General features: G+C 42.9%; 12 protein-coding genes. 3 read left to right on the top strand and 9 right to left on the bottom strand.

Annotation, left to right across the window (positions count from 1 at the left end):
- Positions 1 to 258: 258 nt before the first annotated feature.
- The 3 genes from BJP34_RS26405 to BJP34_RS26395 all read right to left on the bottom strand — a co-directional run bounded on the left by BJP34_RS26405 (position 259) and on the right by BJP34_RS26395 (position 4,416).
- The gene (locus tag BJP34_RS26405; protein WP_070394912.1) at positions 259 to 1,464 is read right to left on the bottom strand and encodes a Coenzyme F420 hydrogenase/dehydrogenase, beta subunit C-terminal domain; all 1,206 of its coding nucleotides are present in this window, start codon (positions 1,462 to 1,464) and stop codon (positions 259 to 261) included.
- Between the two features lie 389 nt (positions 1,465 to 1,853).
- Positions 1,854 to 2,693 carry a Uma2 family endonuclease gene (locus BJP34_RS26400; protein WP_070394911.1) on the bottom strand — a complete coding sequence of 280 codons (840 nt, stop codon included), beginning with the start codon at positions 2,691 to 2,693 and terminating at the stop codon, positions 1,854 to 1,856.
- Between the two features lie 763 nt (positions 2,694 to 3,456).
- The gene (locus BJP34_RS26395; RefSeq protein WP_070394910.1) at positions 3,457 to 4,416 is read right to left on the bottom strand and encodes a DUF362 domain-containing protein; all 960 of its coding nucleotides are present in this window, start codon (positions 4,414 to 4,416) and stop codon (positions 3,457 to 3,459) included.
- Positions 4,417 to 5,282: 866 nt separating this feature from the next.
- Here BJP34_RS26395 and BJP34_RS26390 point away from each other — a divergent pair.
- Complete coding sequence (locus BJP34_RS26390; protein WP_070394909.1) at positions 5,283 to 5,621, top strand: NfeD family protein; 339 nt, start codon at positions 5,283 to 5,285, stop codon at positions 5,619 to 5,621.
- A gap of 477 nt (positions 5,622 to 6,098) precedes the next feature.
- On the opposite strand, the gene BJP34_RS26385 is transcribed toward BJP34_RS26390, so the two are convergent.
- A complete protein-coding gene (locus BJP34_RS26385; RefSeq protein WP_070394908.1) occupies positions 6,099 to 6,791 on the bottom strand; it encodes a DUF6391 domain-containing protein in 693 nt (230 codons plus the stop codon).
- A gap of 156 nt (positions 6,792 to 6,947) precedes the next feature.
- The gene (locus tag BJP34_RS26380; RefSeq protein ID WP_070394907.1) at positions 6,948 to 9,176 is read right to left on the bottom strand and encodes a pentapeptide repeat-containing protein; all 2,229 of its coding nucleotides are present in this window, start codon (positions 9,174 to 9,176) and stop codon (positions 6,948 to 6,950) included.
- A 219-nt stretch (positions 9,177 to 9,395) separates the two neighbouring features.
- On the opposite strand from BJP34_RS26380, the gene BJP34_RS26375 reads away from it, so the two are divergent.
- On the top strand, positions 9,396 to 9,599 hold the full coding sequence (locus BJP34_RS26375; RefSeq protein WP_070396893.1) for a hypothetical protein: 204 nt from the start codon (positions 9,396 to 9,398) through the stop codon (positions 9,597 to 9,599).
- A 101-nt stretch (positions 9,600 to 9,700) separates the two neighbouring features.
- Positions 9,701 to 10,918, top strand: a complete 1,218-nt coding sequence (gene ispG, locus BJP34_RS26370) for a (E)-4-hydroxy-3-methylbut-2-enyl-diphosphate synthase (RefSeq protein WP_070394906.1) — start codon at positions 9,701 to 9,703, stop codon at positions 10,916 to 10,918.
- Between the two features lie 382 nt (positions 10,919 to 11,300).
- Here the strand turns inward: ispG and BJP34_RS26365 are convergent, their stop codons facing one another.
- The 4 genes from BJP34_RS26365 to BJP34_RS40990 all read right to left on the bottom strand — a co-directional run bounded on the left by BJP34_RS26365 (position 11,301) and on the right by BJP34_RS40990 (position 14,715).
- Positions 11,301 to 12,104, bottom strand: a complete 804-nt coding sequence (locus tag BJP34_RS26365; RefSeq protein ID WP_070394905.1) for a DUF4058 family protein — start codon at positions 12,102 to 12,104, stop codon at positions 11,301 to 11,303.
- 80 nt (positions 12,105 to 12,184) lie between these two features.
- Entirely contained in the window at positions 12,185 to 13,393 is a 1,209-nt protein-coding gene (tnpB, locus tag BJP34_RS26360) for an IS200/IS605 family element RNA-guided endonuclease TnpB (protein ID WP_070394904.1), read from the bottom strand.
- A 372-nt stretch (positions 13,394 to 13,765) separates the two neighbouring features.
- The gene (locus BJP34_RS26355; protein ID WP_070394903.1) at positions 13,766 to 14,500 is read right to left on the bottom strand and encodes a Uma2 family endonuclease; all 735 of its coding nucleotides are present in this window, start codon (positions 14,498 to 14,500) and stop codon (positions 13,766 to 13,768) included.
- 53 nt (positions 14,501 to 14,553) lie between these two features.
- Positions 14,554 to 14,715, bottom strand: a complete 162-nt coding sequence (locus tag BJP34_RS40990) for a hypothetical protein (protein ID WP_158517489.1) — start codon at positions 14,713 to 14,715, stop codon at positions 14,554 to 14,556.
- Positions 14,716 to 14,866: the final 151 nt, after the last annotated feature.

The following is a 14,866-nucleotide window of genomic DNA, read 5'->3' as shown; positions in this document are numbered from 1 at the left end:
TTCCCTGATCTCCTCTCCAATGAACAGTAATTGCTGACTTTTCCTAAGGATTTAGCCGTCAGCTTGGTCATTGATCATTAGTGATTGAGTTGGTGGTGCTATTGTTTTTATTTCAGCTCAAGCCTTTGCGATCGCTAGCTAATCAGCATCGCCATTACCCACATTACCCATTACCTATAATTTCTCTCGACAATAGCTGAGTTGGAAGGCAAACGATCGCTCCGCTCACCCTACCGAACCCCACCAATCCCTCAGTTTTTAGTCTGGCAACTTGTACTGTTCTACAATCCGCTTGGCATACTCTGGCACATGTGCCTCTAACTTTTCTGGATGATTGCGCTTTAAATATAAATAGTTGCGGGTGAAGTGGGAGTCAATGGAAAAACGAGCATACTCCAATCCTTTCGGACCTATTTTTTCAATCACCACTCCCATCATTTTTGCTGCCCACATCGGTAACGTAACTCCCTTGTCATAGGCAGGAATACTCTGTTGCACTGCCTGTTTGCGATCGCCTTTTGACATGACTGGTTGAGTTTCCAACTGGTCTTGCACCAAATCCAACAATTCTTGCCCAATGTCATTACGAACCAGAATCCACTGCCAACCAAAGGGAGCTCCCATGTAACCTACCACTAAATCCGCTAGGGAGTTTACATAGTCAAAACAACTCATGCAAGAGGAGGCAAACACATCTTTGAGTTGATTAGTCTTTAAGCCAAAGAACGGTACTTTCTCAATCGAGCCATCCTCATGTTTAAAGTGAATCCGGAAATCCTGCATAAACTCGTAATGTACCACTGTTTCTGGTGAACGGCTGGTGGTTTCTAGAAATTTTTGCAACCCCTCACGGTTGACATTATCGACACAGGGCGTACCTAAAACATAGAGTTTTTCTAAACCGAGTTCGTTTTGCACTGATCGCAATGCTTGGATTTGGCAGCCAACACCAATTACTAATAATCGCTTCATCCCTGATTGTTCCACTTGCTCTAACACAGAGAGGTTAGGAGACAAGGTAGGCTTATTCACCCGTGCTGCTAACACCTCCTCTGGGGTACGAGCAATGATCGGCATCGGCTGAAAACGGTCTTCTTTAGTGTTTTGGACACAGACTACACCTTCAACTTTACCCTGCTTGAGCATTTCCATGGCAATGGTACTGACAATTCCTGTCCACTGCGCCCCTTCTATGGGGTTAATCTTCTTAGCCGTGATCATTTTTTGGTTAACACCAAAGTACCAATCATCTGGATGATCTAGATTGCGGCTACGTCCATGGGCTTTTGTTTCCAAGTCAGCTATTTGCTGGTTTAAGAATGCACAAGCTTCCTTGACATAATGGATATAGTATGTATCACAAAGCCCGCACTCGCTACACAGTTCCTTGGCAGGGCGTCGGCTACTTGGTTTTAAGGCTCTCGCTTTTTTATGTTTGGCAGGTTGAGGTGTCACTGAAGTCATTTTCTTAACTAATGGTCTATTGTCTCACGATGCTGAGCATTCAGCCGTCAGCTAATGCGCTACGGGCACACTACTTGAGGTGCTATCAGCTATCAGCTTTGATTTGGATCTTGGTTATCGATTCCAACACAATAGACATCAGTGTAAATGTGTTCCCATAGCAGCTGAATACTTAGCATCGCATATCTCGATTGCCAACACTGATCAGATGTTCTCTTTATTTTTTCTTATTTAGTACAAATGTACTAAATAAAGGTTTGCGATTGGCCTACGGCCAATCCCACAAAGGGGATATAATTGGACGCAAATGGTCAATCAAAGTAGCACCTTAGGGGCACAGGGCGTGCGTCCACTAACCAAGGGGACAGAAAATCAGACAAACCCTCCTTTTAGTTACCAAATTCTGCCACCTGAGATTGAGACAGACCGGTTAGATTGGCCACCTGCTCCACCGTCATCCCTTGCCCTAACAAGTTCTGCGCCACCTGCTGCAACTGAGACTCCGCTTGCTCGGCTCTTTGTTGTTGTTGCTCGGCTCTTTGTTGTTGTTGCTCGGCTCTTTGTTGTTGTTGATCAGCTCTTTGTCGTTCTTGCTCAGCTTTTTCCTCAGAAGTGGGCAGTAACTCCCCATCCAAATTTGCCCAGCGTAACCAAGTTGCCTCGATGCCGTTATAATCACCATGCCAACGCACCAAGCTCAAACCTAATGCCTGAGATACCAGTTGGTTTTGCTCATTAGGTTCTATCGGTTGGTAAACTCTATTGTGGAGATGAAATCCAGCCCAATCATCTGGATTGAAAGGATCAAACCAGAAATACTCTGGCACACGCATCTGATTTTGATAAATCTGCTTTTTCTCGTTTTTGTCACGCTCAACAGTGCTTGCCGACAAAAGTTCGATAATCACGTCAGGAGCCTTTTCCTCCTCCCAAATCACCCAGCTTCGACGCTCTCCCTTGGGTACATCTAGAGCAACAAAGAAATCTGGTCCTTTATAGTCCTTATTTTTGAGTTGGGCAACGCTGTAGTAAACAAACATATTGCCACCGACATAGCCATCTGACCTATTGTCTAGCCAAGGCGATAGGGTATAAATGAGCAGATCCATTTGGGCTTTGTGCCGTGCGGTTTCCATTGGTATATCATCGTCACAGGGAAGGTCGGCCTGAGTGGGTGGCGCTGCCACTGCCATTGACTCTATAGTTTTAGAGAGTGCAAGCTCTGACATGGCTGTCCAAAGGTGTTAGTTTACCAAGTTTTGACACTTCTATGTTAATGGGTACTGCTTCAAAGCAAATGGGATCATATGGAGCTCGAAAGTACTAATGTATTCACAATTAAAGGTGAGGTAGCCAGAGTCCTCACCAATTTAGATAAACGAGAGATAGTCATTATTGTAACCAAAGGGGGAATCCCCCACTGGATCTTCCCAAGTCGCCATAACGTCCGAGGGTGACTGCTGATGGTTGATAGCTGAGTGCTCAAAGTATACATGGCTGCGTTCGCTAGCCAACGCCCTTCGGGCTAATCGCAACTTCCTCAAACCTAGAGGCATCAGCCTGTTTGACTTTTTCAATGTCACCTTCGGTCTCTTAAAAGTAACGAATAACTCTATCACTGTTTGCTGGACTTGACCAATAGTGGAGTTATAGAGTAATTAATTATACAAAGTTGGACTATGCCTTCTGGTATTCACCAATGCCCAGCTTATTAATTAGTGATTAGTAATTAGTGCTTTGTGGCCAGTAACAAGTTTTCTGGTATTCACCAATCACCAGCTTAGTGATTAGTGATTAGTAATTAATAATTAGTGATGAGTGCTTTGTGGTCAGTAACAAGTTTTCTGGTATTCACCAATGACTGATTACTAATCAATAAAAAACCGCCGCTAGCAATAGGGCGGGATGGTTAAGCAATCGGAGGGTAACTCTAGGTTACTTGATTAATCTAGGATTATGTTGTAGCAAATTTTACCAAATACCCCTAACTGTCTAGCTTTTACCATAAGCATTAATTGGTTCTTTGATAAGCCGGATATATAAATGCTTAAACGTAGACTTAATTACTCGAGGCATACCAAAATCAATCGGTTTCATAGTATCAGGTAGTTTCCAATCCCTCACTTGGATTTCTAGAGGTCGTTGGTAAGGAAAGTCAATCTCTGCTAAGTCTGGCAACAACCCCAGGCGTTTTTGAGCTGCCAGGGTAGGAACCAGGTCTGGTTCAACATTTAGAATTTCCACTATTGAGCGGTCGAGAGCAAAGACATCGTCTGATGCTCCTAAGATCCCTAAATGTCTGGGTTCACCACCAATCGGACCATTCCCTTCCTGACCAATAATGCCATCAATGATAGTCAACTGCGGATTAATCGCCCGTGCTGTTTCCACCAGCATTTCCCCAAAGCGAGTCTCATCCTTACCTGCTTCCATATGCCACCAGGCTTTCATTTTTCCGGGAACACAGCCGAATAAATTCTTTACCCCCATGGTCAGGGTCAACTGCATGTGGGATTTTACCTTCGGTAGGTTAATCACCACATCGGCATTCATGGCCTCTTTAGACAAACGCAGATGATTAAAGGTTTCGCTAGCAGTTTCATAACCCTTGCCGTGGAATTCGACAATAGGGATATCAAGTTCTGCCATCATTGGCAGATAGCCGTTTGCCTTAGCCACACCCCTAGCACTCCCAAAGGCTGGGCTATCTCCGAAAAAGGGTTTACCCCCAGCTTCTTTGACTAGTTGAGCGACGCAGTAAACAATTTCAGGGCGAGTGATACATTCTTTACCAGGACGACCAGCAGTAAGTAAATTAGGTTTAAGCAGAACCGAATTACCTTTCTTAACAAAAGCACTCATCCCTCCCAAAGGTTCTAGCAGCCTTTCCAAGGAAGCTCGTAAGAGTTGTCTATTATAGGAATCAGCATGAATTAAACTAACAGTTTGCATAATTTAATAGTTTTGATGTCAGGGGAAAATGATCAATTGTGTATTGTTATACCAATTTACTATCAAAGATGTAAACTTATAGTAGACTTGGGGATGAGAAATTTTTCAGCTTGTTTCCCGCCGCCAACAGATAAGTTACATTTTTAAATAAAATCTGGTATTCTTCCAGGAGGAAGTTGCCTATCGTAGCAATTGTCTGTTGTAGTATGAAAAGCTTTTACTCTAGGGTGGCAGATTCCTAGCTACACACGTAGAATAAGAATACATAGTGCATCTACTTATTCTTCAATGTATCTACAACTTGTCAGTTGCGTCTGCGGTCTTGTATCTAGGTTGAGCCTTAAATAATCACTCTAGGTCATGTTTAGGTTGAAAGCGTTATTCAATCGTTTCAGGGTGTATCAGTGAACGCATTTGTCCTATTCCAGGGTTTTAGGGACAGTACCTTAATACAGTAGTGCACTTACCAAACTTTTAAAGGATGTGGATTTTAACAAAATGTTTATAATTCTCTAACTTCCCTAATCCTGAAGTGTTTACTCTCCTGAGGAAGAATGGTTAATTTTGTCATTCGTTGAATGCCGGGAAGTGTATCTAATCTGTAATCAATAAACGTTTCCGTTGCCGAATTTAAGGCTAATTTTCAGGAAGATCGGAATTTTCTGTTGAAGCTAAAAATACCTATATCAATGGAGAATACTGATGCTCTCTTGACTGAAACCCTATCTTAGGCACGGGTTAATGGCCATTTCAGGCACAAAAATTTCACATTCAGCCGACGTTGCCAGATTTTCCCTGGTTAAAACGTTTTGTACCAAGCAGGCTGAAGAAAATAACATAATCAGTCAAACGAGGTGAACACACAAATGATTAAAGTACAGGCTCCTGATTCCATCCTATTTCCACAACCAGGCGTTGGCAAAGTAGAACGTACCATTACCCCGACCAAGCCTGGGCGAGTCAAATTTAAAGCCACATACTGGCCCGCCCGCTTATGTGATCATGATTCCCAAGTTACCCTTATGCCTGATGACCAAGTGACCGTGGTGGGCCGACACGGGATTACGTTGTTGGTGGTTCCTGCAGGCTATATTTCCCCTGGCAATTCACCAGATGGTGAACCGGAAGTTGAAGAACCTAGTCAATCCCAGAGCTTGGGATGGACTCAGAAACTGAGCTCAGTCTTTTCAAAACTGGGTCGCTAGAGTTTAACTAGCCGTAAGCTTATGGGCTACCTCAAGCGCGTCGTTCGCACAGCGTGGCCAAACGCGCCCCGCGTGGCCTTTTGGCCAAGGCCAAAGCCTGTGCCACCTCACAGGCTAGAAGCCTGTGCCACCGCTGCGCGAACAGCTATCAGCAGTCAGCTGACGCCCTACTGGAAAAGCTTCCCTTTGCCTAACCAGTTAATGTTCTCGCAGCCAGGATAAATAAACAAAGTTCAGACGTTATATGTAAGATATATAACGTCTGAATTTGGGATTTTTTTTCGTGGTCAAGCTTGCATCTAAAGCTTGGATCTTATGTTATTTCCGGATAATTACCATGAATCAAAATCTCCCCATCTCCCCATCTCCCCATCTCCCCATCTCACCATCTGCATGCTTAGTCCTACTTTTAAGAATTGGTATAAGTCGGTCGGTTCTCTTGCACTCATCTAACCAAGGACAAATAACAATTCAAGCTTAGTCAATCCATCGCATCTGGACAAAATGGGCTGGACGTCCCCAGATATCAGATGTTTCCCTAATGTCTACAATCGCCAGGTTAAAAGGAATGGCAGTAGTTAAGTACCGTTGTGCTAAGTTACCCAAATCAGGTGTTAGTTGAGTAGCAGCTACCGCTGCAAAGCCAAGACCCAAGAGTTGTTCAATCGGTCCTCGCGGCAGTAACAGATGAACTGCCAACCCCAGTCCAGCACCTAAAAACACTGCTACTGAGAGATTCGTGCCGCACCGGGGGTGGATAGCCATATCCCATTCTCCCCGAGTCAGTCGCTCTAGGGCAGTGGGTACTGCTCGTCTCAAGTCAGCCAAATTTACCTGACCATAGAGATAAAATCCTTGGTCAGTTGATAGTCCTCCTATAGAATTATTATCTGATGGAGGAGTGATACGGCTTGCACCAGCACCACTAGCACCATAGCGCTGACTTAGAACCCATACAGTAGCGTGTTCGAGAGCATGAACCTGACGCACCATGAGCATCTCTTTTAACCCTGGAACGAAATTCAGTTGCCTCAGCAAATCTGTATCCTGGGTCGGTTGAGGGGCTGTAAAATCAAAGTCCCAAAAGTTACTGGTGTTTAGCGATGCAGCGCGGTCTTGGGGGTTTCCCCCATAAGCGACTGCATCAAGAACGGAAGCAGAATTACTCATGGCAGCACAAACGCAAAAGCAGGTTCATTAATATCAGACAGTTTCACTGTAGCATTGTGTCCGACTGAATACTTTTCATTTCTAAACATTCAGCTGAATGCTTAGAAAACTTAATCATTCTTAGTGGTTCGTAAATTAACAATTAACAATTAACAATTAACCATTAACAATAAATATAGCTCCTCGCTGTTCTAGCTCAGGTTTAATTTGATCGGGCAAAACTGCGTTGTACCAAAATTTAGCACCTTGGACATTGGCTTTATGAAGATTACTACCAAATAAGTTAGTACCCATCATATTTGTCTGACTCAAGTCAGCATTAGTCAGATCGACGTGACGCAGTTGAGCATAACTGAGTTCACTACCACTGAGGTCTCCATAACTCAACTGAGCATGACTTAATTGAGCATAGCTAAGGTTAGTCTTCCTTAAGCTGGCATAATTCAGAGAAGCACCACGCAGGTGAGCCTGAGTGAGGTTAGCACCATCTAAGTTTACGTGATTGAGATTGCTATGGTTTAGCTTGGCTTGACAGAGGTTGGCTTGACACAGGTTAGCCTTGTTTAGGTTAGCTTGCTTCAAGTTGGCACCCCTGAAGTTGGCATGATTGAGCTTAGTATGACGTAAGTCAGCCCTATTAAGGTTAGCACCACTAAGGTTGACCCTACTAAGTTTGGCATTTTGGAGACTAGCATCACTGAGGTTAGCATCGTTCAAATCAGCATTTTGTAAGTCAGCATGAAGCAAATTACTCTCGTTCAAACTGGCATTTATTAAATTTGCTTGCTGTAAATTAGTACGACGTAAATCAGCACCGCTTAGGTTGGTACTACTCAAATCAGCACTATTCATGTCAGCTGTGATTAACTTGACTCCACTAAGATTAGCACCACTTAAGTTAGCGCCACTGAGTTTGGCAAGGCTTAAGTCAGCCTGACTTAAATTGGCACCACTAAGATTAGCACCACGCAGGTCAGCAGCCCTTAATTTCGTATTACGTAAATCGGCACCACTAAGATTAGTACCACGCAGGTCAGTCCCTTTTAATTGGGGAAATACTCGATAGCTCTCAGAAGAAATAACCCTGGGATTATCTGGCTGATTTTCTTCGATTTTAATGATATTATATTGAATATTTTGAGTGTAAATTGCTATCACAATATTGAAAATTTCTAAAAATTTTATAAACCACTTACACTCTTGCTCTGGAGAGTTTTCGTAATAGCGAATTATTTTAGCAATACAAACGTCTAGATGAGCTTTTACGTACTTACAAATTAAAACAATTTTGAGTAAAATACTAACAAGAGTGAGTGGTTCTTCTTGAGTTGTTAATAAAATAAATAGAGGAGATGGTTCCTGGCTATCTTCAGTCGTAAAAAGCTCAACTAATCTTCTGCAGGTGCGCAGAATTAAGTCGAGGGTTATAGTTGATTGGTTATAGTCAATGTAGAGTTGATCGATTTTTTGAGAAATTTTGGTATTTACGATGGCTAAGGATTTATGATTATGTACGTAAATTAATAAATATTTTTTCAGACTTTGCTTAAAGTCTCTATAATTTAGATTTTTAATTTGCTTGACAAAAATACGGGCTTGGTAATTGTAATTAGACCATAGCTGTTTAGATTCAATTTTTTTAAAAATATCAATAACTTCGTTTCCTATATTTGTCGGATTATAAGTGTCTTCAGGTTTTAAGACAGGGGAATTATAGTGAACTGTATACCTAGCTAAATCAAATGTAAATTTTTCTGTTAATTGCTTGGCTATATCTATAGCAATTTTTCGCTGTTCTATGGGATTTTTATGATCAAGATATTGAGGAACTAATAAATAAGACGCATAGCGAGAACTCCAATAACCTCTTTTGGAATTTGAATTGATTTCATTAAAAAGCTTTAGTTGATTATATTCATCACTCTTAATAAAAATAACTAGCCAATTGATCTGACGGTTAACTAGTTTAGAAAAGCTAGTCTTGGGTTTAGTTTTACTATTGTCAATACTCTTGATTAATTTGGTTATATAATTTAAGTTTCGTTGAGAATACCAATTATTGATTACTATATAGCATGAGCGTTTAAATGTCTTAGCAAATACTTGATAATCGTTGTGTAAAATTATTTCTAATAATGCCTTATTTACCTCTAGGTTTGCCGTCATTTCACAAGAGATGAACAATTGCTTAAAGTCCCGAAAAACGGTTTCTGGATAATTTTCCTTTACCCCCTTCAAAAAAAACTCATAGATAACTTCTTGATAACGCTGAATGCTTTCCTGTTTCGGGAGTTCAGGTTCAGTAATATCCTCCTTGTTAATATCATCCTGCTTGGGGGTATGATTGGGGTGATTATTGTTGTTCGTTGAGATGCTCTCTACCATAGAGACAAACTCCTTTATTATATATATTATATAGAAAGTTTAATTTGAACAGCAAGTTGAGACAAAAAAGCGACTCCTGAAAAACGTAACTGTGCGCGTTCACGCTTAGCTTTGAAAAAGCGCGGGGTCGCACCGCAAATTGAGAGCAATGACTTTAGCCAATGAGGAATGTAATTTGCCCGGGTGGTCATTAGTAGCTATAACCATAAGGAGAGTACTGTGGAAGTTAATGTAAATTGTGCCCAAGACTGCATCAACGGTTGTATCTTAGGTGACAAATGCCCCAATAAACAATACCTGGCTGAGGCATCCCAGTTCATTAACGATACTTCATTGGACAAAATGTTGGAGTTGGCAGAGGAAGCACGGCTCAAGAAACTATCTCAACCTCCCAAGTGGGTGATTCCCGACTTTCCTGAGTAGAAAACTCTCACCAGTAAGCCAAAAGCGCCTGATTCTATGGGAACCTAAGAGAATAAATACAAAAACCTACTATTTTCGCTACGCCAAGCAACTAACAGGTTATGCAAACTTTAAGCACACCTCAAAGGGCTGCTACACTACCAGCTTTCGATACTACTATCCACCGCCGTCAAACCCGCCCTGTCAGAGTGGCTAATGTCACTATTGGCGGGGGATACCCGGTGGTGGTGCAATCGATGATTAATGAAGATACCTTAGATATCAATGGTTCCGTTGCTGCTATTCGCCGCTTGCACGAGATTGGTTGCGAGATTGTCCGTGTCACTGTACCGAGTATGGCACATGCTAAGGCTCTAGCCCAAATCAAAGAGAAACTAGCAGCGACCTATCAACCGGTGCCTCTAGTAGCTGATGTCCATCACAATGGCATGAAAATTGCTCTGGAAGTTGCCAAGCATGTGGATAAGGTGCGAATTAATCCAGGATTGTATGTCTTTGAAAAGCCCAAAGCCAATCGCAGTGAATACACTGAAGCTGAATTTGAGGAAATTGGGGAAAAAATTCGGGAAACCCTAGAACCCCTGGTCATTTCCCTCCGTGACCAAGGGAAAGCTATGCGCATCGGAGTCAATCACGGTTCCCTAGCAGAACGGATGCTGTTTACCTATGGTGATACCCCAGAAGGGATGGTGGAATCTGCTCTGGAATTTATTCGTATCTGTGAATCCCTAGATTTCCGCAATTTGGTGATCTCCCTGAAGGCTTCACGGGTACCTGTGATGCTAGCCGCCTATCGCTTAATGGTACGGCGGATGAATCAGTTGGGGATGGATTACCCTTTGCATTTAGGTGTTACTGAAGCTGGGGATGGGGAATATGGACGGATTAAGTCTACGGCTGGTATTGCTACTCTGCTAGCTGAGGGAATTGGTGATACGATTCGTGTTTCTCTTACGGAAGCCCCAGAAAAAGAGATTCCTGTTTGTTACAGTATTCTGCAAGCTCTGGGATTGCGGAAAACTATGGTGGAGTATGTGGCTTGTCCGTCCTGTGGTCGTACTTTATTTAATTTAGAGGAAGTGCTGCATAAGGTGCGCGAAGCGACTAAACACCTCGCTGGCTTAGATATTGCTGTGATGGGGTGTATTGTTAATGGTCCTGGGGAAATGGCTGATGCTGACTATGGTTATGTAGGTAAGCAAGCTGGCTATATTTCTCTGTATCGCGGTAAGGAGGAAATTAAAAAGGTACCTGAAGATCAAGGAGTAGAGGAATTGATTAATTTAATTAAAGCTGATGGTCGCTGGGTAGATCCTTAATAATTTTTGAATTAAAAGTATAAAAAACTATACTTATCACGTAAGCATTCAGCTATCAGCGTGTCGCGTATCAGCTATCAGCCAAAGGCCTGTGGCCAAGCTACTGTTCGCGCAGCGTGCGCGTAGCGCAATCGGTGCTTTTGAATACAGCGTTTTTCATAACTATAAGGTGAACAGGATTTTTGCCCACTTCCAACTTCCGTCTTCCGTCTTCTCTGTTCCCTGTTCTTGTGATCCGCTGTTCCCTAAAACCCATGAATCTGTACCTAACTCAATGGAAAACCGCTATAAAATAAGCTGACGGCTGACCGCTGAGGGCTGAATGCTTACCGATCGCGTATCTGATTATTGGCTTGAGCATTAATCAGCTGATAATCAACAATCACCTCAGTCCCTTTTCCCGTAACAACCCATCAGCCCAAGCTGCATCGGCTTCTGACAACAGGGGTACTGGTTCGCGAGTATAATCAATAACAAAGCTATACCCTGAGCGGTCATACACTCCGTTAAATAACTCTTGTAAATTGACAAGGGGTTGAGCATCTTCTGGTTGCAAAGGTAGTGGAAAGGTAGGAATCGAATCTGGCAAATTAAAGGCATATAAATCAGCTTGAGGGCGGCGATGAGTTTGACTGACCAGAATTCGATAATGGCTCTGAATGTCATTACTTAAGGTAGGCATAGGTTCCCACTGACGCAATAAATCAATTTCCACTAAATGGGTTGAACTTCCTAATATAGTTTGACGCTTTCTTTCATACTGATTGCGTCCTTCTCCTGAGCGTTTATTCGTTGGGGAAAGAACTTCAAGCGCTGTCACCAGGTTACTTGTGGCGATATCCCGTATCTCTAAATGTCCTTGCCTAACTTGTTCAGGAATTGGTAAAATGATTGTTTTTGGTTTACTTGGCGTTGAGGCAACAGCAATATTAGTTTTTGTGGGATTGGTTTTTGTAGGATTGGGTGTTATCTGAGTTAGTTTTACTGCTGCATCGGGAATGCCAACTAGGACTGAATCTGTTCCTATAGTTTGATAGATTCGCTCTTCAATCAGAACTTGATATTTGGGAAGCAGTTGGGGAGCCAGGGAGTCGGCAATTGCAGTAATTAGTCGATGATGAACATTTGGCCAAGCGCTGGGATGCTCTACATAGGGATCCATTCCTGGAAAAGGAGAAGGAGGCATGATTGTCTTTCCCCAATACTTTATTGGGTATTTATTATAGCGCTTTTCGCCTTAATTTCAATTAAAAAGTATCAAGTGAACTACCCCCGACACGCTGCGCATAATCGGGGGCTTCCCAATTCATGGGGGACTGCATCTGAGACAACAGAAGTTTTCCCAGGTTGTCTTACGTCCCCTCCAAGGGCAGTAGAGCTAGTTCCTAACTCCAATATCCGCAAGCCTTGATTTCTAATATTGATAGCAGCATTGATATCTCTATCATGGTGAGTGCCACAAAAAGGACAAGTCCAATTTCTAACAGACAAGTCCATCTCGACCTGTTGATGATCACAAACATGACAAAGCTTCGATGATGGAAACCATCTGTCAATTTCAACGTAGATTTTCCCTGCCCATTCAGCTTTGTAGGTGAGCATTGTTGTGAACATTCCCCAGCCACAATCACTAATGGCTTTAGCCAAATTAGGATTTTTAACCATGCCTTTAACATTGAGATTTTCCACCACAATAACTTGGTTTTCGTTAACTATCTTGCGGGATAGTTTGTGCAGAAAATCCTCTCTACATCTGGCAATAAAACCTTGAACTTTGGCTACCTTTCTTCTGGCTTTGTTTCGGTTTTTGCTACCTTTTTGTTTCCTAGATAAACTTTGTTGCTTACGCTTCAAATTCTTGGCGTGTTGAGCAATATGTCTAGGATTATCATACTTCTCACCCTCACTAGTGATCGCAAAATGAGTCAATCCTAAATCAATACCTATAGCAAGGCCAAGGCTGTTAGGTTGTTGAGGTTCAATTCCATCCTCAACTAGAATTGAGGCAAAGTACTTACCATCTGGATTCATGGAGACTGTTACCGATCTCAATTCTCCTTCAATGGGACGATGCTGACGGCAGTAAACTTTACCCACTTTTCCTGGAAGCTTCAGGTAATCTCCCTCAATGTGGAAATGTTGAGGATAAGTCACTGTTTGCCTTCCCTTCTTTGATTTGAATCGAGGGTATTTAGCTCGTTTATCAAAGAAGTTCTTGAACGCGGTTGATAAGTTATTGGCTACAAACTGAAGACATTGAGAATAGCAATCTTTGAGCCATTCGTACTCTTTTTTGAGACCCGGTAACAGTCCCTGTATTGCTGCTCTGGATAAGCTTTTTCCCGTATCTTGATAGGTTTGTTGACACAAAGTAAGAGCATAATTCCAAAACCATCTAGCACAGCCAAAGCTACGAGCTAAAGCGATGTGCTGACTGTTGTCTGGGTATAGTCTGAACTTGTATGCCTTGAGCACTATTACAATTGAGGAATTCTAATATAATTGTACCACAAACCATGCTCGCTATCCATCCCCCACCTGCTACGCGGCGGTGGGGGAATTTCCCGGAGAATTTTTAAAAATTGACAATTAGCAATTAACCCCCTAATCACTCGATCACCTTAAGCTATCAGCTATCAGTTATCAGTTATCAGCTAATCCGCTACCGGCACGTTAAGCGAACAGCTTTTGCAGAAAACAGGTAAGCATTCGAATAATGCTGAGTTATGGAAAGCACCTCAAGCAGCGTGAGCCTTTGGCTCACGGCTGACCGCTAACGGCTGAATGCTTACAATTTACCTAGTTTTAGAATTACTTGACCAATGCCCGTTGGAGCAATGGCGAGAATCAAGCATCTGACTGATCACCTAACTCTTTGAGTCTAGCGAGCAATTCCTCTACCCGCTTTTCGGCAAGTTCTCTTTGTTGGCGTTCAGCTTGAACTTGTTGTTGAGCAGCTTGAGCTCTCTCGTCTGGTGTTGGTACCAATTGCTGATCTCCACTGAAAAACCGTAGCTGGGAATTATGCACACCTAAAAATAATTCCAACTGCTGACTCCACAGCCACCCCTGAGTATTAGGGTCGAGGGGTTGATACTGGCCTCCCATCAGGCGAAATCCCTGGAAATCGAGGGTATCGGGGTGAAACCAGAAATATTCTGGTGTTCTGAAAGTATCTTGGTAGAGGATTTTCTTTATTCCCTTGTCAACTTTAGCTGTACTGTTAGAGAGCAGTTCAATTATCACATTGGGATATTTTCCTTGTTCTGCCCATACTACCCAACTTTTGCGGGGTCGATTTTCCGTACCGAGTACTACAAAAAAGTCGGGTCCTCTAAAGTCTCTGGTGGTAATATGCTCAGGACTGAAATAGATAGTGAGATTCCCTGTAGCATAGAAGTCGCTTCGTTCTCGCCACCACCACTTCAGGCAAGCGAGTAACAGCTCAATTTGATCTCGATGGCGATCGCTTTCCAAGGGTGGTTCATCACTCCATAAATCACATGGTGGAATGATAATACCTTCTGACTCAGCCATTACATTGACTTCCGCAGTGGCTTCTGAATTCTTGGCAACGGTCATAGCACTCACAGGCAAAATCGCTACCTCTAGTTTGACAGCTTTAATCGAAATGGTTAACTTACAGCGGTTTGCAATTCAATTAGGTACTTTCGTTCTGGGTTTTTAGGGACTTCGGAGCAGGGAGCAGCGATGCAGCGCGGTCTTGGGGAGGCAGTGCGGTCTTGGGGGTCTCCCCCATGAGCAACTGCCGTGGTTTCCCCCATGAGCGACTGCATCAAGACGGGAGCAGGGAAGTCGGAAGTGGGAAAACAATCCTGTGTACCTGATAGTTATGCAAACCGCCGTAACCGTTGACTGTCAACCGTCAACTGTCAACAAATCGGCGCTCTTGGGTAAAAGCTGGATAAAAAGCTAGATGCTTTGTAA

It is taken from the genome of Moorena producens PAL-8-15-08-1 (assembly GCF_001767235.1).
GTDB classification, from domain to species: domain Bacteria; phylum Cyanobacteriota; class Cyanobacteriia; order Cyanobacteriales; family Coleofasciculaceae; genus Moorena; species Moorena producens_A.
This window is presented reverse-complemented; position numbering and strand designations above follow the sequence as displayed.